Genomic DNA, 24,256 nt, shown 5'->3' on the forward strand with positions numbered 1-24,256 from the left:
TTGCTTACAGGTCATGCGGTCGCAGGATGTCCACGAGTTGCTCAGGTGGGAGCCCACTGAATACCTGGTTCGCCCATTTGATCGCCTCATCGATTTCGTAGGAGTATTCGATCCGAAATTGTCCTGATCGGGCGACGGAACACTTCAGGCCCATACATTCTGGACCCTGTGCTGCCAGCAGCTCGGCTGAATTGGTTTGCACTCGGTTGTCTATTTCTCTGTGGTCGAATAGATCGACAATTGCGCCGTCATCCCCCCGGTACGCAGCTACCTCCCAAGTGCCAACGCCCTGCGAAGGATGTACCCTGGTCGCAACCACGAAATCCCAATCAGGGTATACGAGTGCTCCGGCATCAGCGGCTGCCTGCACCAGTTCTGTCGTAACCTCGACCTCGTCGATATCGGTCACTGATCCTCCTGATCTCGATCCTTCGAGTAACTGTTGAACGTTTTTCGGTCTATCCCGTAATCCATGCGCTTGAACGTGTTCCCGCCATGGTTGCTGAAATCGATCGGGAACTGACGGAATGTCTCCCCATTGGCGTCTTGCATGCGTACCCGCCCCGTCACCCTGTCGGGTGTGACTGCACCTGGCGGATCAGTGTAGAAACCGATGCGTGTTTCCCGGCCAGGGCCCGATGAGGGCCAATCTGCAATACCAGCCTCCAGCGCCTTGAACTCCTTCTGATTGAACCACCGCTCCTGTGCGAAGAGGTTCGCCAACCCTCGGTCCAGAGTCGTTCGGTAGCTGGACGCGTGGCCGCCATCGTACTGGAGGCCCGTGCCTGTAGGGTCCACTCCCTCGTGACCTGTGTTCGTCGCTGCCGTGCTCTCGGGACTGTCTCCTTTGCGCTTGACCTTGTCGCTGCTGGAGAAGTCGTGCCGGATGACGCCTTGGGTAGAAACATGGCGTCCGTTGAGTGATTCGGTACGGACTACGTTGTCACCGACTTGAGACCGCGAGAACGAGCGGACGTTTCCGTCGGCATCCGGCGGATGGATGACGTGCTGCTCGTGGCGGAGTGCCCTGAATGTACCGCCCGTACGTGTCTTGTACTCGACCGAACGTGGCGGGTAATCACGAACAACTGTGTGGTTCGGTGGGTCTCCGTAAATCGTGTCGGTGTACCGGGTGCCGGAATCGGTCGTTCCGTTGACAATTCGGGTCGGAGGGCCGTCCGGCACGGGGAGCGGATAGTCATCGGGACGAAGCGTGCCGCGCGTATTCGCGTGGTCGGGATTGGTGGGGTCGAGTTCGGGTCCGTCGACGACCCGTCGTGGTGGGGTGATCCGGTCGCGGACCGCATCGCGGCGGTCGCCGAACGGCTCTTGTCGGCCTCGTGGTGTGTTGGTAGTCGGCGGCCCTGTGTCGCTCGATCCCGGTCGCGTGGTGCCCGCGTCGGCGTTCGGATCGGGCACTGTGTCCGGTGTGGTGCGGGGTTGCCCTGTGTCGGCGGTCGGTCGCGTGGGCGTGGGGTCCGGCGGGTTGACGGTGTTGGGATCGGGAGTGTCGTCGGACGAATCGCTGTCGCACGAGTCCGGGATGAGGCCGAGAGGGTCGCGCCAGGTGAGTGGGTTGTGGGGGTAGGTGTGGGGGTTGGGGGCGGCGGTGAGGCCGAGGGGGTCTCGGGTGAGGTAGCGGGCGGTGTGGGGGTCGTAGACGCGGTGGAGGTTGTAGTGGAGGTCGGATTCGGGGTCGTGGAATTGGCCGGGGAAGCGGAGGGGGGTGGTTGTGGTGCCCTGCCAGGTGGTTTTGCCCCAGAGGGTGGTGGTCGCGGTGGCGGTGGTTGCGGCGGTGGCGGGGTCGATGAGTTCGGTGGGGGTGCCGACGAGGTCGGTGATGATCGCGCGGAACTCGGAGGTGGCCGCGTCGTCGACGGATTGGGTGAGGGAGAGGTGGGTGCCGGGGTGGTATTCCCAGCGGGTTGTGCTGGTGGCGGTGGTGGCCTCGATCAGGTGGGTGTCGTCCCAGGTGTAGTCGGTGCGGTCGAGGACGGTGCCGTCGGTTGCGAGGTGTTGTTTGGTGGTGCGGCGGCCGAGGGCGTCGTAGGTGTAGTGCCACCACTGCCGGTCCGGGGTGTAGACGTCGGTGAGCTGGTCGAAGCTGTTGTAGCGGTAGTGCCAGGTGCGTGCGCCGGTGGTTTTGCGGATGAGGCGACCGGCGGGGTCGTGGTGGTATTCGGTGTCGCTGTCGCGGACGAGCAGGTTGTCGCGGTATTCGCGGGCGGTGCCGGTGAGGTTGCCGAGGGGGTCGTAGCCGTAGCGCTCGGTGGGGTGGTTGTTGCGGGCGACGGTGGTGACGCGGCCGCGGACATCGAGGGTGTAGTCGTGGTGCGTGACCGGGATGTTCGGGCGGCTGACAGCGTGGGAGGTGAGGTATCCGTCTGCGCGATAGAGGAATTCGTCGCGGCGGAGGTGTTGTGGCGCGGGTCGCGCGGCCCGGTCCAGAGAGAGGGACACGAGACGGGCGGGGAAGCCGATGACCTCCTGGCCGACGAGTTGTCCGCGCGCGCTGACGAGACGATCGACCGCGACCTCGCCGGTGCGCCAGCGGGTGAGATGTCCGGCGAGGTTGTACTCGAAGCTGACGTCGTGGCCGCCGACACCGAGCCGGTCGACACGTCCGGTCAAGTCGTGATGCCAGGTGGTTTCGGCCCCGGTCGGACTGGTGCGGGTGATCCGGCGCGCATGCTGGTCGTACCGGAATCGCATCGGCGGCCGATTGTCGATCTGTTCGGCTTCGAGCAAGCCCGTTGAGCTGTAGGTGTATTCGATGACGTGATGATGCTTGTCACCGTTGCCGGTGCTCGCGGTGAGCACCCGGCCCGCAGGGTCGTGGGTATAGCGGATCCAGTCACCGTCGTCGGTGGCGACCTCGGTGCACCGGCCGAGAATGTCGTAGCGGTGGTGGCGGCTGATCCCGGTCGCCGGGGTGACAGTGGCGATTCGGCCTGCGGAATCCCACGTATACGTGGTTCGCGCTGCGCTGTAATCGGTTTCGGCGACGAGCCGGCCCGCGTGGTCGTATTCGTAGGTCCAGGTCTGGCCGAGCGGATTGTGCACCGCGGTGAGGCGACGTTCGGTATCCCACTCGTAGCGGGTGAGCGATCCGTCGGGATCGCGACGTGACCGCAGCAGGTCGAACGCGCGGTAGGAGTAGGAGGTGACGCCCCCGGCGGGATCGGTGTGGGCGACGATATTGCCTTCGCCGTCGTATGCCCACGACTCCGTCCGGCCGTCGGGATCGGTTCTGCGCAGCAGGTTTCCGGCGGGCGACCACTCGTAGGTGGTCACCGCGCCGGTGGGGTCGACGGTTCGGATCGGGCGCCCCGCGGCGTCACGGTCGATGCGGGTCGTCGCGCCGAGCGGATCGATCAGAATGATCGGCAGCCCGGCGGCGTCGGTGTGGATGGTGGTGCGCGCGCCGCCGACCAGCACGCTCGCCAGCGCACCCGAGGGGTGGTAGGTGAACTCGGTGCGGGAACCGGCGGGATCGACGGCGGCGGTCAGATCGCCGTTGTCGGACCATTCCCGGCGGTGCACCGAACCGTCGGCGGTGGTGATGGTGCTCGGGCGGTGACGCCAGACGTAGTCGTACGCGAGCGAAACACCGTCCGGGCGAACGATTTCCACCGGGTCACCCGCGCCGTTGTAGCGGTAGGTGGTTGTCGTGTCCGGGTCGGGTCCGGTGACGGTCAGTGGTTTGCGTTCGGCGTTGTAGTCGGTGTGGAAATGGGCGCCGTCGGGGGTGACCCGATCGCGCAATTGCAACTCGCGGTCGAACCCGTGGGTGGTGACGGCGCCGAGGGAGTCGGTGACGGCGGTGAGTCTGCCCGCGCCGCCGGGGAAGTCCACATAGGCGAAGACGCAGTTCAGGATGTCCGCGGTGCCGCGCTGATGGACCACTCGACCGGCATCGTCGTAGGTGTTGACCATCTGGTTGCCGTTCGAATCGGTCCACGAGGTCATCCGGTGCTCGGCGTCGTAGGTGTACCGGGTCGTCGCCGAGTCGGCGTTGGTGACCGAGGTCAACAACCCTGTCGTATAACCGAATTCGCGCACAGGTAGCCCGTGCTCGCCGTCGGTGAGCAACACCAGGCCGGTGACGCGGCCGTGCGCGGACTCCACGCGCACCCGGTAACCGCCGGAATGCGACACCTCGACCGGCACACCGTCGGCGTCGTAATGGAACCGGATGCGGTTGTGGTGACGGTCCGTGATCGCCGAGACCGCGAAGTTTCCGAGCTCGACATCGAGGTTGTCGAGGTGGGCTTCCGGGGCGAAATGCCAGATCAGTTCGCGGCGTTGATCCCACACGCGGTAACCGCCCGCGTCGGTGCGGGTCAGCGTCCAGGACTGGCCGTCGGTGAGCGGCCGCACCGGCTCACCGACCTCGGCGTGCGGGTAGGCGAGCATGATGCCCTCGTCGCCGAGGAAGGTGACGCCGTCGTCCGACACGACGACGCGAGCATCGAGGGTCGACGACCACGACGTCCCGAACCACCGCCCGAAACGGTAGTTCGAATGATGCGAACGGCGCAGCACCAGCGGCAGCACCCCAGGCAACTCCAGATCCGTTTCGGGCAGCAGGAATTCGCCGGTGCTGATATCGACGGGATCGGTGGAACAGGTCTTCTGTTCGGGTGTGCGATCGTGCTCGGCCCCGGAATTGCGCGCCTGGTCGTGAGCATCGCTGTCGGCGTCCGCCCGGTCTTTCGCGGTGGGCGTGTCGGAGTCCGGGTCACGATCCTTGCTGGTTTCGGGGTCGCGATCCGGTGTGCGGTCGGTCGGTACGTCGCGATCGTTGCCGTTGTCGGGGCCACGGTCTGGGCTGCGGTCGGTAGGTGTGTCGCGGTCGGGCGTGCGATCGGTTGGGGTGCCCGGATCGCGGTCGGTGGGGGTGTCGTGGTCCGGATGGCGGTCGGTTGGCACGTCGCGGTCCGGTGTGTGATCCGTCTGCGGGGCGCGGTGTGGGTCGGGCGTGCGATCGGTAGAGGTGTTCGGATCGCCGCCGGGGGTCCGGTCGGTGGGTGCGTCGCGGTCTGGGTCGGGTGTGCGGGTGGGGTTCGTGCCGTCGTCGACGGGACGACTCGGTCCTCGGTCGGGAAGGCCGGTGGGAGAGCTCGGGTGAGCCGACTGGGTCGGGTGAGCGCGCGGGGTGTCGGGGCGGCTGGCGGTGACCGGTGAGTTCCCGTTCAGCCGGGCCGACGGGTCAGGGGAGACGCCCGCGCGTGGGGTGTCCACGGTCGGTCGTGGCGTGGGTGATGAATCAGGTGGTCGGCGTGCGGATGTCGTATCGGGCCGGGGCGGCGACGGTGGGGTGTGGGTTGGGCTCGGCGGGGTGGAGTGGGGGCGTATGGGTGTCGCGTCGGGGTTGCGGGGGCTCTGGCCAGCGTCCGCATGGGTGGCAGGGCCCGGTTGCCAGAGGGGGGAGGAGGTGGCTGGGTTCGATGTTTGGGTGGCCGAGGCGGTCGTCGTGTTGGTGTTGGTCGAGGCCGGTGAGGTGTCGGCAGTCTGTGGAGGGCGGGTAGTCGCGGTGTCCGGGGAGGAAGGGCTGCTCGAGGGGTGGTCGGCGTCGTTGCGGGCGGTCGACCGGCCGTCCGGTTCCGTGCGCGACGGGGCGCCGGAATCCGGGTGTCCGTCGGTTCGCGTGTGCGGAATATCGGAGGTAGCCGTAGGCGAACTCGGATTGTGTTGAGTGGATTCAGGCTCCGAGCGCTGTGTGGGCGTGGGTTCGGCGCGCTGGGTCGGCGAGTCGGTGGATGTCGGGTCCGAGCGCTGCGCCGGACTGTCGTCCTGCTGGTCGGTACGTGAGGTGGGTGTGTTGTCGGTCTGTTGTGTCGGCGTGGGTTCTGATCGCGAGGTCGGCGTGTTGTCGGTCTGGTGGGTCGAGGCCGGTTCTGTGCGTTGTGTCGGTGACTGGTCGGTGTGGGTGGGCGAAGGCTCTGCCCGCTGGGTCGGGGCGGACGTGTCGGGGTTCGTGGTTCCCGCCGCTTCGGGGCGCGGTTCCGGGCGGCTTGTCGGCGGCTCGGGGTCGGGGGTGTGTTCCGGTGTGTGGGTGGGCGCCGCCTCGGTGGTGGGCTCGGGATCGCGGGTGGTGCCCGGGTTTTCGGCGGTCGGGACCGGCTCTTCCTGCTGTGTTCGTGGTGCCGGCTCGGCCTGGCGCGGCTCGGGGTTCTCGGGTGCGTTCGAGTAGCCGCCGATGTCCTCGGTGCGCTGGGTGGGGGCCTCGCGCTGTGGGCTCGCCTCGACGGGCCGCACGTCAGAGGGGGAGGACCCTCGGTCGTTCTGCGGTAGCCCCGCACCCTCACGCGGCGCGGTCTGCCCTGGCGGGTCGGCGTCTCGGGTCGGGCTGGGGGTTTCCGGGGCCCGAGTCGGAGTGGGGTTCGGGTCGGCGCCGTTGCCCGACACGCGTCTGCCCGCGTCGGCGCCGCGTTTGAGCGCGGAGATCGCTGTCTTCACACTGCCACCACCACCGGTCGCGGCCGTGAGGATGAGGTCGGGGGCGAGCGACCCGGCGAATTCGAACGGGTTGGCCCTGGCCTCTTTGAGGATGGCGTCGACCGCCGCACCCGGATCGGCCACGGCGACAACGAGTCCGGTTCCCAGATCGGACAGCCCCTTGGCGTATTCGGCAGGATGGGTGATGTTGTAGATATCGGTCGGATTCACCTGACGCACCAGTTGCACCATTCCGGTGACCGCAGTGAGAAAACCGGCGGTGAAATTCAGGGCAGCGTGGTCGAAAACCCCTTTGAGGTCGGAGATATTCGCGATCCACCGCTCACTGAACGGCGGTTCCTTCGGTGCCCGCTCGGTAGCTGTTTCGATCGCGCCGACCGCGATCGATGCGCCGTTGTCACGCTGCACCCGTGCGCCGCGCAGAATCTCGCGCGCCTCGTTGCGAATGGCCGTCCAGGTGTCGATGAGCGGATTGGCCTGCTGCTGCTCGCCGGTGAGGCCGTTCCACCAGGTCTTCTGGCGACGTTCTTCGGCGTCGGCCGCTTTCCAGCGGTCGATGGCGGTCTGGGCCTTGTCCTGGGCGGCTTTCACCTCGTTCTGCCAGGCCTTCAGCGCCTCCGCCGCGGCCGCCATCGCGTCGGCGCCGTCGAACCAGAGTTTCGGCTGCTTGTCGTAGACGGCATTGAACGCGTCGGCGCCCTTACCGGTCCATTCGGCGGCATCGATCTTCTGCAACGCCTGACCCGTCGATTCGATCGCCTCGGCCATCTTCGTCAATGTCTCGGCGGCCGAACCGATTTCGGACGGCTCGCCCAGGATCAGCTCTTTGGGGTCCTCTGTTTGCCCCAGCTCCTCCTCTTCGACGTCGCCGCCGGTCGCGGAGGCGATGTTGTCGCCGAGATCGTCGAGCGCATTGCCGATCTTCTCCAGCCCGACATGTTCGGCGGCGTCACCGACCACGTCCAGGCCGTCGTCGATGATCTGGCCGGCACCCTCGACGACATTCTCGACGCCGTCTTCGATCGCGCTGCCGACTTTGTCGAAGATTTCGCCGATCCCCACGGGTTACTGGCCCCCCTGCTCCTTCTTCATGATCTCCGCGGCTCGCTCGGCCGCACCGGTATTCCAGCCGGGAGATTCACCGGCCAGCAGGCTGCCGGTCACCGGACTGATATTCGCGTACGCCTGCGGTCCGACCGCCTCGATGACCTTCATATTGGTCTGAATGTGCTGATTGGCGTCCTGAAACGACTTCGCGCTGTAATCGGCGTTGCGAATGTGGTTGAACGAATTGTCGGCGAACGTCTCACCCCAGGAACGCTTGGTGATCTCCTCACCCGACAGATGTGGATTGCCCGCCATATGCGTCCACATTGTCTTCAGCGTGTCCTCGGACTTGGTTTCCATTTCGTCGTAGCGGCCCGCCGCCAAACCGAGCGTGCGGGCGATCGAGTTGCCTGCTTGCACCAGGGCGCGCACGCCCCACGACCATCGCTCGGTGAACTCCTCGAAGGTCTTCTGCACGGTGTGTTTGCCTGCCTCGAGCGTCGACATCGTGAGCAGCGCGAATCCCCGGCCCATATTGCCGGTTTCGCCGATCCCCATCGCCGACAGCTCGCCGATGGTGCCTTCGATGCCCGTCGCGGCCTGCTGCAGCACCGCCGGGTCGACTTTCACCGTGGTCATCGCATGCCCTGCCCGTCTGTCGCGTGTTCGGTGAGATCAGGTGGAAACGCCATCGGCGCGGATCCGAGGATGTCGATCGCGATTCCGGCGGGGTCGTCGCGCGTGTCCAGGTAGTCGTGCAGGCGTCGCCCGAAAATCCAGTGGTAGCGGTAGTCCTGGTCGAGGTCGGTGGCGTCGTCGAGGCGATCGCGCGCGGCGATGAATCGGGCGTATTCCTCGACGCTGGTGAACGTGCACAACCAGTCGACACCGCCGAACGGCAGGAAGAAGACCCGGTGCTCGGCGGTGAGCGGAACCAGCAGGGCCGCCTGTCGAAACGCGGCGTGCAACTCTTCCGGCTGCCCGAATCCCGCGTAGAAGGCGGCTATTTCGGCGTGGAGGCGCTCCCTGCCGTCGCCATCGGACATCCGACGCAACCTCCCCCGTGCCCCGTCCTTCACTCTCGAACGGCAGTGTACGCGAATGGCGGCCGTCGTAGGGAGTCCTGTAATCCGGGGGTTTGTCGGATAATTCGCGCGATTCCGTGTGCGACGGGAGTGAATGCCGAGGTCGTGAGCCCGGCGGTCGATCGGTCGAGATCGGTTCAGGGTGAGTGTAATCGGTGTGTGCGGGCGGGTGGCGCGGTTAGTTTCCGGTTCTCGATGAGGACGCAAGGAGTGACAGTGTCGCAAGCAGAGCCCGGTGTACGCCATTGCGATCGGCCTGATCGGCAATGTGGTGCTCGGCAAACTCGTTCTGCGGGAGCGGCTTTCGGCCGGGTTCCGGACGGAGTTCTTCATCAAGACGGGCGTGGTGCTACTCGGTGCCTCCGTCGATCTGAAGATTCTGGTGACTGCGGCGGCGCCCGCGATCGTGCAGGCACTGGCCTTGATCACCATTGTTTTCGGATTCACCTGGTGGTTCGGTGGGGTGCTCGGGCTCGACGACAAACTGCGCGCCCTGCTGTCGTCCGCGGTGTCGATCTGCGGGGTGAGCGCGGCCATCGCGGCGGCCGGAGCGGTGCAGGCGCGGCGTGAACAGATCGCGTACGCGGCCTCGCTGGTGATCATCTTCGCGCTGCCGTCGATCTTCCTGCTGCCCTGGCTCGCCGACCTTCTCGGGCTTTCGGATGCGGTCGAGGGTGCGTGGATCGGCGGCACTATCGACACCACAGCCGCGGTGGCCGCCGCCGGTGCGCTCGCGGGTGAGGAATCGTTGCAGATCGCGACGATCGTCAACACGACGCAGAACGCTCTGATCGGACTCGTCGCGATCGCGCTCACCGCGTGGTTCGCGTTCCGGGTCGACCGCACGCCGGGTGCCGCGCGCCCGAGCCTCGGTGAATTCTGGGCCAGGTTCCCGAAATTCGTGCTCGGGTTCGTCGCGGCGTCGATCATCGGCACCCTGTACCTGCAATCGGTCGACAAGAAGACCGGTGCCGCGCAGATCGCGATCGTCAACGACCTGCGGACCTGGTTCCTGATCCTGGCCTTCGTGTCCATCGGCCTGGAATTCTCGCTGCGCGGATTGCGCGAGGCGGGGTGGCGGCCGATCGCCGCCTTCGGTTCGGCGGTGCTGGTGAACCTCGCTGCCGGACTCGGCCTTTCGGTGCTGCTGTTCCGTGGCTTCGCGGCGTGACGTGGTCGAACGCCTGCTCGCCCGGCGGGTATCGGAGGGGCTGCACCCACCGGCAGCGCCGAGCCCGTCGGCGGCTGAGTAGGGGCGCCCAGGTGCTCTGAGCGGTCAGGTCGCGGCGCCGAGCTTTTGGGCGCAGACGAGGAGTTCTGTGCGGTACAACTCGCGGTCGCCAGGGGAGACGGCTGGATGCAGGGGCCCGATCTGCAGCTCCCAGCGCGGAACCTCGTCGCGGTCGAACACCGGTGCCGCGAGGTAGGCGATGGGTAACGGTGCCGCGGCGGCGAGGTCGGCGGCGGTGTGGGGGTAGCCGCTGAGGTCGCCGAGCAGGCCGAGGACACGACGGCGTAGTGGTCCGGAAGCCGGTGAATGTGCCAGGTGGCCCGCTACTTCGGCGAGGACATCGAGGGTGGCGAGGTCGGCGGGGTCGATGCCCCAGACCACCAGGCCGGCGGAGCGGATCTCGGCCAGCGCGGTGGTCAGTTCGTCGCGTCGGCCGGGGTCGGCGGTGGCCAGCCACGCGTGCTGCCGTTGCGGCGGGCAGAACGCGATGACACTCGCGCCCGCGGGAGCGCGCAGCGGCACGCGGGCACCGACCTCGATCCCGGCGGGCACCCGGCCGTGATGGGCTGCCAGGCCGACGAAAGTCATCGAGTTCGACGAGACCACCGAGAGCGCGGCACCGCACCCCACCCGGCGGGCCAGCTCGCGCAACGCGGCGTCCGTGCCCGCGGGTGCGGACGCCCGGTGTGCGGTGGGGAACGTGGGCCCGAGCCGGTAGGTCAGGTCGCGAGAACGCCGCGCCCAGCCACGCGACTCCAGTGTGGTGAGGATGGCGGCGACCGTCGAGCGGCTCAGCGCGAGCCGGTCGGCGACGCTCGCGGCGGTGAGCGGCGCCTCGGCGGCGAGCAGTTCGACGACGGAGACGACCCGATCGGTCGGTGGTGACGCGCTCACGCATTCCCTCTTGTTCTTCCCGACGCGGTCGTCTACCGTCCGCGTGCCGAAAATCCGATTCGATGACACGAATATTCGTGTCCGGAGGAATGTTATGCCGAACTCGTCGCTCCTGGACCACCTCGACATCACCGACATCGACTTCGCCTTCCAGGACACGCCCGACCTGCACCGTGTGCTGGCCGACCTGCGCGCCCGCCGGCCGTACGCGATCGTCCCCTTCGCGGGGACGCGTGCGGTGCTGCTGCTCACCCATGACCTGGTGTCGGCGGCGTTCAAGGACGAGGAGACCTTCCCGGCCCAGGCGGTGTACTCGCTCACCACCGAGCCGGTGCTCGGCCGCACCTTGCAGTGCATGACCGGCGACGAACACCGGGTGAACCGGGCCATCGTCGCCCCACCGTTCCGGCGCAGCCTGGTGAGCGGCTGGATCGAACCGCTCCTCGCGCCGGTCGCCCACGAGGTGATCGATCGCTTCGCTCCTCTCGGTGCCGCCGACCTGGTGGCCGAATTCACCACGCGCTACCCGGTTCTCGTGATCAGCAGGTTGCTCGGTCTGCCCGTCGGTGACGAGGCGACGGTGTTGCGCTGGGCACACGACCTGTTCTATTTCCCACTGGATCCCGCTGCCGCGCACCGGGCTTCGCGCGAGTTCGCCGACCATGTGCTGCCGATCATCGCCGCACGGCGCGAGGAGCCCGGTGCGGACCTGATCTCGAAGCTGGTCACCGAAAGCGTCGAGGGAACCACCCTGTCCGACGATCAGATACTCGCCTTCCTGCGGCTGCTGTTCCCGGCGGGCGCCGACACCACCATGCTGGCCCTAGGAAATACGTTGTCCGCCTTGCTGACTCACCCGGACCAGCTCGCCCTGGTGACGGCCGACCCGGAGGAACAGGCCGAGTGGGCGATCTGGGAGGGGTTGCGCTGGGAACCACCGGTCGGGCTGCTGCCGCGCGCCTGTCCGAGGGACACCCACTGGCAGGGACTCGACATTCCCGCGCTGACCCCGATGTTGTTCGCCGTCAATGCCGCTCACCGCGACCCGGCGAAATACCCCGCGCCACACGAATTCGACATCACCCGCCGCGCCACCACCATGCTCTCCTTCGGGCAGGGCCCACACAGTTGCCTCGGCAGCTGGCTGGCGCTGGCCGAACTCCGCACCGCCCTCACCGCTCTACTCACCCGCCTCCCCGATCTGCGGCTGGCCGATGCGGCGGCGGCCGAGGACGCCACCGTGACCAGCCAGGTGGGCACCGCGCTCCGCGGCCCCGGTGCCCTGCGCGTCCGCTGGAACCGAGCGGCTTCCTGACCGGCAACATCTTGGCGCGTAGGCTGAACTGGTGCTTTGTCCGGACGACAACGGATCGGGGCGAACAATGTCGAACAAGAACGAACACGAAGAGAAGATCGAAAAGGAACAGGTCGAGCGCGAGGAAGAACGCCGCAGACTGGAAGAAGAAGAGGAACGCCGCCTGCGTTGAATCCAGCCGAACCGTAATCTGAGCCAACCAACTGTGCCGTCGGGCCTGAGATGAAAGCGGGCTCGAGGATCTCCGTTGGCGCGTCGGGCAGGCTCAGACGTCTTCGGGGGTGCGGACCAGGGGAAGGCCGAGGTCGATGTCGGTGGTGGCGGCGTCTCGGGTGGGCCAGCCGGGGTAGGGGGGTGGAGTGCCGCCGAATTCGGGGCACAGGGCGTGGAAGTCGCAGTAGCGGCACATCGAATTGCGTTGGGGTGGGAAGTCGCCCGTGCGGCCCGCGTCGAGGATGGCTTGCCACAGGGCGGTGAGGATGCGGGCGAAGCGGTCGAGTTCTTCGCGGTCGGGGGTGTAGGTGAGCAGCACCTTGTCGGCCAGGTAGATCAGGCGCAGCTGTGCGGGGAGGATACCGCGGGTGCGCAGGATGACCAGGGCGTAGAACTTGAGCTGGAACAGGGCGCGGGCCTCGTGCTGAGGGCCGGGCGCGCGGCCGGTCTTGTAGTCGACCACGCGCAGCAGACCGTTGGGCGCCACGTCTATGCGGTCGACGAAGCCACGCAACGGGATCTCACCGTCGAGGTCGACCTCGACTCGCTCCTCCAGACCGTCCGGATCGAAACGGGTGGGGTCCTCGAGCTCGTAGTACCCGGCGACCAGGCGGCGCACCTCCTCGAACAGCGCCTCCGGACCGCCCGCCGCCACCAGCTCGTCGAGCCCCTCCCGATCCGCCCGCACCCGCTCCCATGCGCCGGGAACCAGCTCGGCCGCCCGGCCGGGCCCACGCTCGGCCGCGGGTAACCCGAACAGGTCCTCGAGCACCGCGTGCACCACCGTGCCGCGTACGGCCGCGCGCGTGGGTGGTTCCGGCACCCGATCGATCGCCCGTAAGCGGTACTTCAACGGGCACTGCTTGAAATCGGCTGCGCGCGAAGGAGACAACGCCGGACGTGACCGGGTGACCGGTTCGGCGGAGGTCTCGTCGGCGATCGACGCGGACAGGGGCACTGACATGTTCGCCACGGTAACGGCACATACCGACAGGTTCACGATTCGTCCATCGGGGCGGTGTCTGTCAAGATCGCCGAATGCGAACGATCCGGGTGGGGGCGGCCGTGGCCGCGATGATCATGCTGAGCGCGTGCGAGGAACAATTGCCGCCGGTGGCCACGAGCACATCGGCCAGCGCACCGACGACCACCGCGACCAGCCCCGAGCAGGATTTGCGGACCGGCGAACTCGCCGAGGGCTTCCGGATGGCCGACGTGCTGACCCTCGGCTCCGATATCGACCCGACCTTCGTGCGCCGGGGACCGCTCGGCGTCCTCACCGGGCCGATGTTCACGATCATGGCGGGCCACAACAACGCGGTGAGCACCGCCGCCGCGGCCGAGGGCCTGATCACGGGCTTCGCCGTCCAGCGCTCCAACGGCGGCGAGACGAGCGCCGACACCCAGTGGCTCACCCACGGCATCATGCGTTTCCCCGACAAGGCGTCCGCGACCAGGGCGGCCGGCGCTCTGGCCACCGCCGCGACCACACAGAGCGGTCTGCTCGAATCCGGTGACTGGGTGGTTACCGACCTGCCGGAAGCACCGGACAGCCGGGTCGTCACGATGACGAACCGCGGCAGGCTGGACGGCATGGCCTTCACCCCGCACCGGGAATACGTGGTGTTCACCCGGATGAGCAACGGCGCGCTCCCCGAGATCGGAAAGATCATCCGCGCCGCGCTCGAACGTCAACGCCCCGAACTGGATTCGTACGCGGCCACTCCGGTCGCCGAGCTGGCGAAAGTGCCCTTCGACCCGACCGGGATCCACGCGCTCGCCGTCGGCAAGGGCGGTGCGAGCCGGGGAGCCTTCGGCAGGCGCGCCGCGGCGCATTACGCCGACGATCAGCAGGCGGCCCGCGCACTGTTCGACAGGGCCGGGGTGAGCGCGTTCGGCGTCGAAGGCAGCATCGTGTACCGCGCCGCCGACGCCGCAGGCGCGGCTGCCCTGCTCGCAGCCGACACCGCCGAGTTCGGTTCCGATCGGGAATGGAAGTCGACGGCGGCCCCGACGGCCGTCCCCGGATCGGTCTGCTGGGCCGAGACCGACGAGAGCAGCTGGGCATGCCTGGTGTCGGTCGGTCGCTACGTCGCGCAGGTCCCGGCCGACACCGAAGCCGAAGCGCACTCCCTCACCGCCGAACAGCACCGTGTGCTCACTGCCGCGAAATAGCTGACCCGTCGATCGCGCGAATCGCCCCGCCTGGCAGGCTTGAGACTTCCATTCGAAGAACGGGAGATACATGACGGCCAGACGGACCGGTCCATTCGCGATCGGGGACCGGGTGCAGCTGACCGATGTCAAGGGGCGCCTCTACACGGTGGTGCTCGAGGAGGGCAAGGAGTTCCACACCCACCGCGGCGGCATCAAGCACGACGACCTCATCGGCGCCGACGAGGGCTCCGTGGTGAAGTCGATCAACGGCACCCCGTACCTCGCCCTGCGCCCGCTGCTCACCGACTACGTGCTGTCGATGCCGCGCGGCGCCACCGTCATCTACCCCAAGGACGCCGCCCAGATCGTGCACGAGGGCGACGTGTTCCCCGGTGCGCGGGTGCTCGAGGCAGGCGCCGGTTCCGGTGCGCTGACCTGCTCGCTGCTGCGGGCGGTCGGCTCCGAGGGGCGGGTGATCTCCTATGAGATCCGCGACGACCACGCCGAGCACGCCGTGCGCAATGTGGAGACTTTCTTCGGTGAGCGGCCGCCGAACTGGTCGCTGACCGTCGCCGACGTGGCGAACTACGACGGCGAGCAGGTCGACCGGGTGGTGCTCGACATGCTCGCGCCCTGGGACGCGCTGCCCGCGGTGTCGAAGGCGCTGGTGCCCGGTGGCGTGCTCATCGTCTATGTCGCCACGGTCACCCAGCTGTCCAAGGTCGTCGAGGCGATGCGTGAGCAGGAGTGCTGGACCGAGCCGCGCTCCTGGGAGTCGATGGTTCGCGGGTGGCATGTGGTGGGGCTCGCGGTGCGTCCCGAACACCGGATGCAGGGGCACACCGCGTTCCTGGTGAGCGCGCGTCGCCTCGCCGAAGGCACGGTGACCCCTAAACCGCAGCGCCGTCCGTCGAAGGGCTGAGTTCGATTAGGGTCTGCCCCGGATCGGGTGCACACCGCCGTTGCCGCCCCGGAGCCGTGGGCCGTTCATGCCCTGGTGAGCAGTCGCGCACCGAACAGTGCTGTGGCGGCGCCCGCGAACCAGGGCAGACCCTCCGGGGTGAGGCCTCCGCGAGTCGCCTGCAGGATGGCGAGGCCGGCCGCGCCGACGGTGAGCACGACCGCGGCGGAGCGCAGGCCGCGCACCGGCGCGACCGGACCGTCCCACCAGCGAAGCGGTGTGTTCTCGAGCCCACGCAGCGCGACGAACAGCACTGCGGTGAGGGCGGCTGTCGCGGTGAGCTGACCTACGGTGAGCAGCCAGAACCCGGCCTCCGATGGGCCGCCGCGGTCGAATCCCAGCAGGTGGCTGAGCACCAGCACGGTGAGCAGGACGGGCATGTGCCACAGGTACAGCGTCATCGCCCCGGTATTGCCGATCACCGTCAGCCACCACACGCGCGGTCGCGCCGCCACCCGCCGCAGCCACGGTGCCACGGCGATCGCCGCGCAGCACAGCACCATCGCGTGTCCCGCGAGCAGCAGCGACGGTGGCGCCAGGTTCGACAACCGCTGCCCGGGAACCGTCACCATGCTGGTGTCGTACGGCCCGGCGACAACCAGCGCCACGTCGACGAGCAGGACCACACCGGCCAGCAACGCGGCGACCCGACGGGACAGCAGGCCGCGCAGATAGCCGATGCCCAGCACCGCCGGGATCAGCCACACGACGAGATTCAGGAAGCCGGCTTCGGCAGGTCCACCGCCGAGCCGCACCGCGTCGACGATCGCGGTGGCCAGCACGATCGTCGCGATCGTCGCGAACATCCTGCCGGTGCCGGTCACCCAGGTGGCCAGCAGCGGTGTACAGGCCAGCACCGCCAGATACATGCCGAGGAACCACAGCAGTTGCACGCTGGTGATCGCCAGTGGCCGCTGCCAACCCGGCGCCAGTACCAGCCCGGCCACGAATACCAGCGCCGCCGAGGCGGCCAGGAAGTAGCCGACCGGCCGGATCAGCCGCTGCGTGCGCCGGAAAAGCCAAGCACCCCAGGAAGTTCCGGGGGCAATACTTCGCGCGCCCGCCGCGACGCCCGCGAAGAAGAACAGTGGGAGCACCTGCAGCAGCCAGGTCAGCGGCTGGAGGGCAGGCAGATCGGCGAGCACATTGCCGAAGCGGACGTCGCCGCCCGACGCCGACACCGTCAGCATCAGGCAGTGACCGACCACCACGACCACCAGCGACGAGATCCGCAGCAGATCGAGGAACCGATCGCGATCGGCAGGCGTATTCGCCGCCACCACAGCCACACTCGGCACAACACTCATGCCGCAACCATCGCAGAAACCAGGCCGCGACCACAGCGCGGAACTACCCACCCCGTGCGTGGAATTACTCGGATACGATCCGCCGAACCGATTTCCGCGCGCCGGAGGCGGATCGCCGCCCGGCGGCACACGAGGGGGAGAACGTATGACCGATCGGTCCGAAAAGCCGGTGCGTGACCCGTCGGCGGGAACCCTGTACCCGGGCACCTCGACCCGGTTCTACCGCGCCGCGTTCAACGTGTTCCCGCCGTACCTGTTCGGCGGCGTGCGCGTGAAAAGCATTGCCCCCGACTGGACTTCGGCGCACATCACCTACACGGTCCGGTGGTGGAACCGCAACAGCCCCAACCGGGCGGCCTTCGGCGGCACGCTGTACTCGATGACCGACCCGTTCTTCGCGATCCTCGCCTACGGCCAGCTCGGGCGCGGGTACCGGATCTGGAACACCACCGGGTCGATCGAGTTCCTCACACCGGGCCGCGGGACGGTCGCCACCGACATCACTCTGTCGACCGAGGAGGTGGCGGCGATCAGGAAGACCACCGCCGACGGGGCGAAGTCGCTCACCCAGCACACCGCGCAGATCTTCGATCGGGACGGGACGCTCGTCGCGCGCGCCGGGCAGACGCTCTACGTGCGCCGCTTACGGGACTGAGCGGGCCGCTACGTGGCCTATCGGCCCGGGGTGGTACATCGGGGGCCCCGGGCCGGAGCGGAACGTCAGGCGGGCGTGCAGGGCGCCTGCGCGAAGCCGAGGAGCAGGCAGCCGCTGGCGTCGGAGAGCTTCCAGGTGCCGTCGACGCGCTCCCAGGTCACCGGGAACGCGGGCGCGGTGCCGTGCGGCGAGGTGATGGTGACGTCGGCGGTGGCCTTGTCGCCGCTGGTCGCGACGTTGTCGACCGCGAAGGTCAGGGTGTAGCCGGCCAGCATGCCGTTCATCTGGTCGATGTTGGCCTTGCGCGCCTCACCGTTGACGATCAGTTTCGCCTTCTCGTCGCTGGACAATCCCGGGTCGGCGAACTGGACGAGCGTGGCCTTCAGGGAATCGGCGGACGGTGCTCCCGCGTTGTCTCCGGTGGGTGCCGGAGTTGCCGAAACGCTGGACGGAGCGGCCGAGATGCTGGTACTGCTGCTGGTGGCGTTCGTCGAGGAGTCGTCGGAACCGCAAGCGGTGAGGCCGACGGCGAGGGCCGCGGCGGCGGCAGCGACGGTGACACGGATCGTGCGGGTAGGAAGGAGCATGTTCGGCAACAACCTTTCGGCTCGATGGGCAAGTAGCCCGCCCTGTGCCCCGTACGGGCTTAGGGGAGCCTAACAGGAGGTATTCGGTGGTTTGATGTCGTACCGACCGTACAAGATGTGATCACGACGAAACCATGTCGGAAAGCGAGAACGGACCGCGCCCGGTAGCGTTGATAGACCGGGACTGGGAGGAGCAGCATCATGAGCCCCAACGAGAATTCGGATTCGGCGGCCTGGCGAGAGCTCGAGGCGGTACGCGCCGAGGCGGCTGCTCTCCGCAGGCAACTCGCCGACTCGCCGGATCGCGCACGCGAATTGGAAGCACGAATCGATTCGTTGACCATCCGCAACGGCAAACTGATGGACACGCTCAAGGAAGCGCGCCAGCAGTTGATCGCCCTGCGTGAGGAAGTCGATCGCCTCGGTCAGCCGCCCAGCGGCTACGGCATCGTCATCCACACCTACGACGATCAAACGGTCGACGTGTTCACTTCCGGTCGCAAGATGCGCCTCACCTGCTCGCCCAATATCGAGGCCGAGACCCTCGAGTACGGCCAGACGGTGCGCCTGAACGAGGCACTCACCGTCGTCGAGGCGGGCAAGTTCGACGCGATCGGCGAAATCGGCACCCTGCGTGAGATTCTCGACGACGGCCGCCGCGCCCTCGTGGTGGGTCACGCCGACGAGGAGCGCGTGGTCTGGCTGTCGGGCCCGCTGTCGAAGATCGCCGAGTACGACGACATCGACGACCCCGATTCGCCCATTCGCAAACTGCGCCCGGGTGATTCGCTGCTCGTGGACACCAAGGCGGGCTTCGCCTTCGAGCGGGTGCCCAAGGCCGAGGTGGAAGACCTTGTGCTGGAAGAGGTTCCCGACGTCGACTACACCGACATCGGTGGTCTCGGTCGGCAGATCGAGCAGATCCGCGACGCGGTGGAACTGCCGTTCCTGCACAAGGACCTGTTCCGCGAGTACGCGCTGCGCCCGCCCAAGGGCGTGCTGCTCTACGGTCCGCCCGGCTGCGGTAAGACGCTGATCGCCAAGGCCGTCGCCAACTCGCTGGCCAAGAAGATCGCCGAAGCCCGAGGTGAGGACGCCAAGGAGGCCAAGTCCTTCTTCCTCAACATCAAGGGCCCCGAGCTGCTCAACAAGTTCGTCGGTGAGACCGAGCGCCATATCCGCATCATCTTCCAGCGGGCGCGCGAGAAGGCCTCCGAGGGCACCCCGGTGATCGTGTTCTTCGACGAGATGGACTCGATCTTCCGGACCCGTGGTTCGGGTGTGTCCTCCGATGTGGAGACTACCGTTGTGCCGCAGCTGCTTTCGGAGATCGACGGTGTGGAGGGGCTCGAGAACGTCATCGTGATCGGTGCGTCCAACCGCGAGGACATGATCGACCCCGCGATCCTGCGGCCCGGCCGCCTGGACGTGAAGATCAAGATCGAGCGACCCGACGCGGAATCGGCGCAGGACATCTTCTCCAAGTACCTCACCGAGACGCTGCCGCTGCACGAGGACGATCTGCGCGAGTTCGACGGCGACAAGCAGGCCTGCGTCGAGGCGATGATCGAGAAGGTCGTCGACCGGATGTACGCCGAGAGCGACGACAACCGGTTCCTGGAGGTCACCTACGCCAACGGTGACAAGGAGGTCCTGTACTTCAAGGACTTCAACTCCGGCGCGATGATCCAGAACATCGTCGATCGGGCCAAGAAGTACGCGATCAAGTCGGTGCTCGACACCGGCAACCCCGGTCTGCGTATCCAGCACCTGTTCGACTCGATCGTCGACGAGTTCGCCGAGAACGAGGACCTGCCCAACACCACCAACCCCGACGACTGGGCGCGGATCTCGGGCAAGAAGGGCGAGCGGATCGTCTACATCCGCACGCTCGTCACGGGCAAGAACGCCTCGGCCAGCCGGGCGATCGACACCGAGTCGAATACCGGTCAGTACCTGTGACCATCGGCTGAGGTCAGGCCGTGTTCACGCTGCGGGAGCACGGCCTCCTCGGCTTTTTGTTCGGATTTTTTTCACCGAAACGCTGCGCGCGGATAAGTGAATAGGGCACGCTTCACTTGTCTCTCCCAGTGAGGGAGACCAGTAAACGAGGGAGTGTTGCCATGACCGGTTCGGCCGCCGATTTCCTGACCGAAGTGATCCTGCAGACGATCGCCAATCTGTTCAGCTCGATCAGCGCGGGCTGATCCAGCCCGGTTGCGCCGAAGGGCCGCGTCTCCGTTGTCGGAGACGCGGCCCTCGTGCGTTGTGGCTCAGTTCGCGGCGGTGCTCACCTGGTCGAGGACGACCTCGGCCAGCGGGGTGCCGTCCGAGCCGCCGCCCGCCACGCCGCCGTTCGCGATCGTGGTCAGCGCGTCCATGCCGGAGACCACCCGTCCGAACGGGGTGTAGTTGGGCGGCAGCGTGCTGTCGCGGTAGACCAGGAAGAACTGACTGCCGTTGGTGCCCGGTCCCGCGTTGGCCATGGCGACGGTGCCTGCCGGGTACACCGCGCCCGCGAGGTTCTCGTCGCCGAACTTGTAACCGGGTCCGCCGAGGCCGGTGGCCGTCGGGTCGCCGCACTGCAGGACGAAGATGCCCTCGGTGGTGAGCCGGTGACACCGGGTGTGGTCGAAGTAGCCCTCGCCGGCGAGGAAGGCGAACGAGTTCACCGTGCGCGGCGCCGCGGCGGCGTCGAGTTCCAGTTCGACCGTGCCGCAGGTGGTTTCGAGAGTCGCCGTGTAGGCGGCGGCCGGGTCGATGGTGAGCGCGGGCTCGGCAGGCCACTGCTTGCCGTTGGGCTGGCCCGGTGCGGCCGGGCTGCAACCGGGGAGTACCTGCTGCTGCGGCGCGGTCTGCGCGGCGGGCGCGAGGGCGACGAGTGCGGCCGCGGCAACGCCGACGCCGACGCCGACGCCGAGCATCGCGCGCCGGAGAGTGCCGATGGATCGATCCTGCGAATGACTGCTCACCTGGGCGGTGTCTCCTCGAAATGGGGTGCTGCCGGACGATGTACCGCGCATCCTGCCAGTCGCGCCCGCCGGGGGCCAGGCTTTGGTGTAGGAATCAGCGCGGAGTCAGCTGGACGACCACACCACCCTGTTGCCACGTCTGATAGATGTCGGCTTTGGACGGCTCGCCGTCGGCGGTGTAGCCGATCCCGTTGAACTTGGCGTTCTGCTTGTTGTCCCTGGCGATCACGGTGTACAGGTCGAGTACGGCGGCTTCGTCGGAATGCGCGGTCGCGGTGAAGGTCTCGGGCGCCCCGCCGCGAGTGAGCCGCACCTCGGCGCCGCCGCGCAGGTTCCTCACCCAGGGGCGCAGCGCGGTACCGATGAGCAGGGTGCCCTCGTGGACCGTGTAGGCCACGGGAATGTCGTAGACCTTGCCGGATTTGCGTCCGGTGACGTGTAGGGTCGCCAGACGCTTACCGACGATGCGCGACAGCACCGGCACCTTCAGCAGTCCGCGCACGAAGGCGTTGACCCGGTTCTGATACGGACGAAGTGGCTCGGGACCGGTGGTTGTCGGTGTTCCGTAAGGGTTTTCGGAGGGGACGCTCATGGCTCCCAGTATCGCCGCATGCGCCGATCAGCGCGCCCGCAGGCGCCACAGCGTGGTCGTCTCGGCGGTGCGGGCGGCGGCCAGCGGGTCGTCTCGATCGCTCGCACGGGGGTGGCGTGGGCGGGTGGTGAGCTTGCCCATCACGTGCAGGCCCGCGTCGTCGAGCAGGCGGGCGATCTCCTCGGGCGGGCGCAGGCCGAGCAATTCGGCGAGGTCCGACAGCACCAGCCAGCCCTCGCCGTGTGGGGTGAGATGGGCGCGCAGGCCGTGCGCGAATTCCCGCAGCATCGACTGATCCCGGTCGTAGACACCACGTTCCAGGTCGGAGGTGGGATCGCCGGGTAGCCAGGGCGGGTTGCACACCACCAGGTCGGCGCGCCCGGGTGGATACAGGGCGGGGCCGGTGACGGCGATCCGATCCGACCAGCCGAGGCGCTGGGCATTGTCGGCCGCGCACCGCAGCGCGCGGGGATTGATGTCGGTGGCGACGATCTCGGAGACACCGCGCTGGGCCAGCAGGACCGCGAGCACGCCGGTGCCGGTGCCGAGATCGAAGGCGGTGCGGACTTCGGGGTCGAGGGGAGCGTCGGCGACCAGGTCGACGTATTCGCCGCGGGTCGGCGCGAAAACCCCGTAGCCGGGGTGGATGCGGGCACCGAGTGCGGGCACCTGGATGCCCTGTTCGTGCCAGCGCTGCGCGCCCAGGACGCCGAGCAGCTCGGCGAAGGTGACGATTCGGGCGCCGTCGGCGCGACCGTAGGCAGCGGTGCACGCGGCCCGAACGTCGGGCGCGCGGCGCAGATCCAGTTCGTTGGCCGCGTCGAGGCAGATGAGCACCTTGCCGAGAACGCCTGCGCGCGTGCGCTTGCGAGCTCGCTCGCGCTGGTAGAGGGCACCGAGATCGGTCGGCGCCTGCTTGGCGGGCCTGCGGTCGGCCCGGCGACCGAGCGCCTGCAGCAGCTGACGTCCGTTGTGGTAGTCGCCGCGCCACAGCAACGACTCACCCGCGCGGATGCGGCGGAAGGCGTGATCGGCCGAGAGGGTGTCGTCGGCGACGGTGACGGTTTTCGGGGCGGGCGTGCCGTTCTCCGAATGCCAGTCGGCGTGGAAGCGGTTGTTGTCTTCGGTCCAGGCGATGGTGGACACGGGGATCTCCCGGTGATCGATGTGCTGTGAGACGCGACGAGCACTTCGACGGGAGACGACAGGGGAAACCGCGGTCGCTACCGCGTCGAAATGCGCGGGTCGGCGTCGCCGAGGACCATGCCGAGCGTCACCACTGCTGCCTTTCGAGGGGAGGAAGGTTACATTCTGCCGTACAGGCCAGGTGGGCCGCCCACCGGCCGGGATTAGGCTGCGGTCATGACATCTGGACAGACCGAGATCTGGCACAACCCGCGGTGCACCAAGAGCCGGAACGTCACCGCGCACCTCGACGCGAACGGCGTGGAGTACACCGTGCGGCGCTACCTCGACGACCCGCCGACCGTCGAGGAGTTGCGCGCCGTGCTCGCCCGCCTCGGCAAGGAGCCGTGGGACATCACCCGCACCGGCGAGCAGATCGCCAAGGACCTCGACATGGCGAGCTGGGGCCGCACCGCCGCCGACCGGGACCGGTGGCTCAGTGCGCTGGCCGAGCACCCGAAACTCATCCAGCGCCCGATCGTGCTCACCGCCGACGGCGGCGCCGTCGTCGCTCGCGACGAGGAATCCCTGCGCGCGCTCGACTGAACACCCGCGATTGCCCGGCGATAACTATTCGGGCACGGGCGTAACGTGTCGACCGGATCCGATGATGTAGCTCACATCAGCGCGACACCGTGTCCGCTGCACATCTATTCGGACCGAGCGTGGCCAAGCCTGCGGATCACCGAGCAGCCCGACCACGCGCGTGGAGGTTGACATGAAATCGCTTCGCAAGATCGCTGTCGCGACCACCGCCGCCGGGCTCATCGGCGCGTCGACCATGCTCGCCGCGCCGGCGCAAGCCACCCCACCGGGGCGCTGTTCGGCGAATCCCGTGGCGGCCACCGGCGCCTTCTCGCAGTGCGGGGACCCGGTCTGGCACCAGGTGCGCGTCACGTGCTGGGCGTGGTGGAACTGGTTCAGCAGCTACGAACGCTACGGCCAGCCCGCGTTCCATGGATTCCACTCGCAGACCGCCTGTGACCTGCCCTTCAGCATGCAGACCTGGTCGGTCGTCGTCCACCCCTGACCCTCAGTCCCGGGGGCCTTCGTCCCCGGTGAGCAGGTCATCGAGGACGGCCCGCGTATCGGGGACGAAGGGCCACGTCGGGTCGCTCAGCGCGGCCCGCAGTTCGGCCTCGGTCCACCACCAGCCGTCCGCGATCTCGGACGGCTGGTGGCGGATCGGACCGTCGTGGCGGTACTCGAAACCGAACAGATGACAACGCAGGTGCCTGCCCGCCCACACGCCGTCCCAGGACGCCGTGGCGCGTAGCGGTAGGCGCGTGCCCGGCGTGACGGTGATGCCGAGTTCCTCGCGCAATTCGCGGACCGCCGTGTCGGCCGGGTCCTCACCCGCGTCGACCACGCCGCCCGCCAGACAGTCGTGCATGCCCCCGAAGACGAGTTTGCTGTCGGTGCGCCGATGCACATAGATCCGCGTGCCGTCGATCGACCGGACGAGGACGCCCGCGCTGGCGTGCCATAGCCCGTCGCGATAGACGACACCCCGCTCGGCCGTGCCGGTCACCCTGCACTCGGCGTCGTACACGGCGAGCAGTTCGGACTCCGGATGCGGCGACACGGCCCGAG

Annotated in this window: 19 protein-coding genes and 1 pseudogene; 8 read left to right on the plus strand and 12 right to left on the minus strand. The window is 67.8% G+C overall.

Annotation, left to right across the window (positions count from 1 at the left end; translation table 11 throughout):
• Positions 1 to 4: 4 nt before the first annotated feature.
• The 4 genes from NI2_RS33865 to NI2_RS17285 are packed head-to-tail and all read right to left on the minus strand — an operon-like array spanning position 5 to position 8,555.
• Positions 5 to 409: a hypothetical protein gene (locus tag NI2_RS33865; RefSeq protein ID WP_133733767.1), complete on the minus strand. Its 405-nt coding sequence runs from the start codon at positions 407 to 409 to the stop codon at positions 5 to 7.
• The gene (locus NI2_RS17275) at positions 406 to 7,524 is read right to left on the minus strand and encodes a putative T7SS-secreted protein (protein ID WP_067492071.1); all 7,119 of its coding nucleotides are present in this window, start codon (positions 7,522 to 7,524) and stop codon (positions 406 to 408) included. Before NI2_RS17275 ends, NI2_RS33865 begins: the two co-directional genes overlap by 4 nt.
• A gap of 3 nt (positions 7,525 to 7,527) precedes the next feature.
• Positions 7,528 to 8,148 carry a hypothetical protein gene (locus NI2_RS17280; RefSeq protein WP_067492072.1) on the minus strand — a complete coding sequence of 207 codons (621 nt, stop codon included), beginning with the start codon at positions 8,146 to 8,148 and terminating at the stop codon, positions 7,528 to 7,530.
• Complete coding sequence (locus NI2_RS17285) at positions 8,145 to 8,555, minus strand: hypothetical protein (RefSeq protein WP_067492073.1); 411 nt, start codon at positions 8,553 to 8,555, stop codon at positions 8,145 to 8,147. Before NI2_RS17285 ends, NI2_RS17280 begins: the two co-directional genes overlap by 4 nt.
• Before the next feature lie 271 nt (positions 8,556 to 8,826).
• Here NI2_RS17285 and NI2_RS17290 point away from each other — a divergent pair.
• A pseudogene (locus NI2_RS17290) lies at positions 8,827 to 9,765 on the plus strand (YeiH family protein); the annotation flags it as partial.
• A gap of 105 nt (positions 9,766 to 9,870) precedes the next feature.
• On the opposite strand, the gene NI2_RS17295 reads toward NI2_RS17290, so the two are convergent.
• Positions 9,871 to 10,719, minus strand: coding sequence for a helix-turn-helix domain-containing protein (locus NI2_RS17295; protein WP_166655706.1), 849 nt, complete (start codon positions 10,717 to 10,719; stop codon positions 9,871 to 9,873).
• A 94-nt stretch (positions 10,720 to 10,813) separates the two neighbouring features.
• Between NI2_RS17295 and NI2_RS17300 the strand changes: the two genes are divergently transcribed.
• Positions 10,814 to 12,034: a cytochrome P450 gene (locus NI2_RS17300; protein WP_067492074.1), complete on the plus strand. Its 1,221-nt coding sequence runs from the start codon at positions 10,814 to 10,816 to the stop codon at positions 12,032 to 12,034.
• A gap of 265 nt (positions 12,035 to 12,299) precedes the next feature.
• Here NI2_RS17300 and NI2_RS17305 read toward each other — a convergent pair whose 3' ends face one another.
• A complete protein-coding gene (locus NI2_RS17305; protein ID WP_084476496.1) occupies positions 12,300 to 13,211 on the minus strand; it encodes a RecB family exonuclease in 912 nt (303 codons plus the stop codon).
• A gap of 74 nt (positions 13,212 to 13,285) precedes the next feature.
• On the opposite strand from NI2_RS17305, the gene NI2_RS17310 reads away from it, so the two are divergent.
• Both NI2_RS17310 and NI2_RS17315 read left to right on the plus strand, forming a co-directional pair.
• Positions 13,286 to 14,422 (plus strand): DUF7373 family lipoprotein, encoded by a 1,137-nt coding sequence (locus tag NI2_RS17310; protein WP_067492075.1) that lies wholly within the window; start codon positions 13,286 to 13,288, stop codon positions 14,420 to 14,422.
• A gap of 70 nt (positions 14,423 to 14,492) precedes the next feature.
• The gene (locus NI2_RS17315; RefSeq protein ID WP_067492076.1) at positions 14,493 to 15,326 is read left to right on the plus strand and encodes a tRNA (adenine-N1)-methyltransferase; all 834 of its coding nucleotides are present in this window, start codon (positions 14,493 to 14,495) and stop codon (positions 15,324 to 15,326) included.
• 65 nt (positions 15,327 to 15,391) lie between these two features.
• Here NI2_RS17315 and NI2_RS17320 read toward each other — a convergent pair whose 3' ends face one another.
• A complete protein-coding gene (locus NI2_RS17320) occupies positions 15,392 to 16,672 on the minus strand; it encodes an acyltransferase family protein (protein ID WP_067492077.1) in 1,281 nt (426 codons plus the stop codon).
• Between the two features lie 145 nt (positions 16,673 to 16,817).
• On the opposite strand from NI2_RS17320, the gene NI2_RS17325 reads away from it, so the two are divergent.
• Positions 16,818 to 17,327, plus strand: a complete 510-nt coding sequence (locus NI2_RS17325) for a DUF4442 domain-containing protein (protein ID WP_067492078.1) — start codon at positions 16,818 to 16,820, stop codon at positions 17,325 to 17,327.
• Between the two features lie 65 nt (positions 17,328 to 17,392).
• On the opposite strand, the gene NI2_RS17330 is transcribed toward NI2_RS17325, so the two are convergent.
• Positions 17,393 to 17,914 carry a WKL family lipoprotein gene (locus NI2_RS17330; RefSeq protein WP_067492079.1) on the minus strand — a complete coding sequence of 174 codons (522 nt, stop codon included), beginning with the start codon at positions 17,912 to 17,914 and terminating at the stop codon, positions 17,393 to 17,395.
• Positions 17,915 to 18,115: 201 nt separating this feature from the next.
• On the opposite strand from NI2_RS17330, the gene arc reads away from it, so the two are divergent.
• Positions 18,116 to 19,876 carry a proteasome ATPase gene (gene arc, locus NI2_RS17335; protein ID WP_067492080.1) on the plus strand — a complete coding sequence of 587 codons (1,761 nt, stop codon included), beginning with the start codon at positions 18,116 to 18,118 and terminating at the stop codon, positions 19,874 to 19,876.
• 311 nt (positions 19,877 to 20,187) lie between these two features.
• Here the strand turns inward: arc and NI2_RS17340 are convergent, their stop codons facing one another.
• The 3 genes from NI2_RS17340 to NI2_RS17350 all read right to left on the minus strand — a co-directional run bounded on the left by NI2_RS17340 (position 20,188) and on the right by NI2_RS17350 (position 22,624).
• Complete coding sequence (locus NI2_RS17340; RefSeq protein WP_067492081.1) at positions 20,188 to 20,886, minus strand: peptidylprolyl isomerase; 699 nt, start codon at positions 20,884 to 20,886, stop codon at positions 20,188 to 20,190.
• 94 nt (positions 20,887 to 20,980) lie between these two features.
• Entirely contained in the window at positions 20,981 to 21,478 is a 498-nt protein-coding gene (locus tag NI2_RS17345; RefSeq protein ID WP_067492082.1) for a nitroreductase/quinone reductase family protein, read from the minus strand.
• A gap of 27 nt (positions 21,479 to 21,505) precedes the next feature.
• The gene (locus NI2_RS17350; RefSeq protein ID WP_067492083.1) at positions 21,506 to 22,624 is read right to left on the minus strand and encodes a 50S ribosomal protein L11 methyltransferase; all 1,119 of its coding nucleotides are present in this window, start codon (positions 22,622 to 22,624) and stop codon (positions 21,506 to 21,508) included.
• Positions 22,625 to 22,840: 216 nt separating this feature from the next.
• On the opposite strand from NI2_RS17350, the gene NI2_RS17355 reads away from it, so the two are divergent.
• Both NI2_RS17355 and NI2_RS17360 read left to right on the plus strand, forming a co-directional pair.
• On the plus strand, positions 22,841 to 23,209 hold the full coding sequence (locus NI2_RS17355; RefSeq protein WP_067492084.1) for an arsenate reductase family protein: 369 nt from the start codon (positions 22,841 to 22,843) through the stop codon (positions 23,207 to 23,209).
• A 172-nt stretch (positions 23,210 to 23,381) separates the two neighbouring features.
• Entirely contained in the window at positions 23,382 to 23,693 is a 312-nt protein-coding gene (locus tag NI2_RS17360) for a hypothetical protein (RefSeq protein ID WP_067492085.1), read from the plus strand.
• Positions 23,694 to 23,696: 3 nt separating this feature from the next.
• On the opposite strand, the gene NI2_RS17365 is transcribed toward NI2_RS17360, so the two are convergent.
• Entirely contained in the window at positions 23,697 to 24,248 is a 552-nt protein-coding gene (locus NI2_RS17365) for an NUDIX hydrolase (protein WP_067492086.1), read from the minus strand.
• Between the last annotated feature and the right edge of the window lie 8 nt (positions 24,249 to 24,256).

This window comes from Nocardia ignorata NBRC 108230 (assembly GCF_001612905.1).
Taxonomy (GTDB): domain Bacteria; phylum Actinomycetota; class Actinomycetes; order Mycobacteriales; family Mycobacteriaceae; genus Nocardia; species Nocardia ignorata.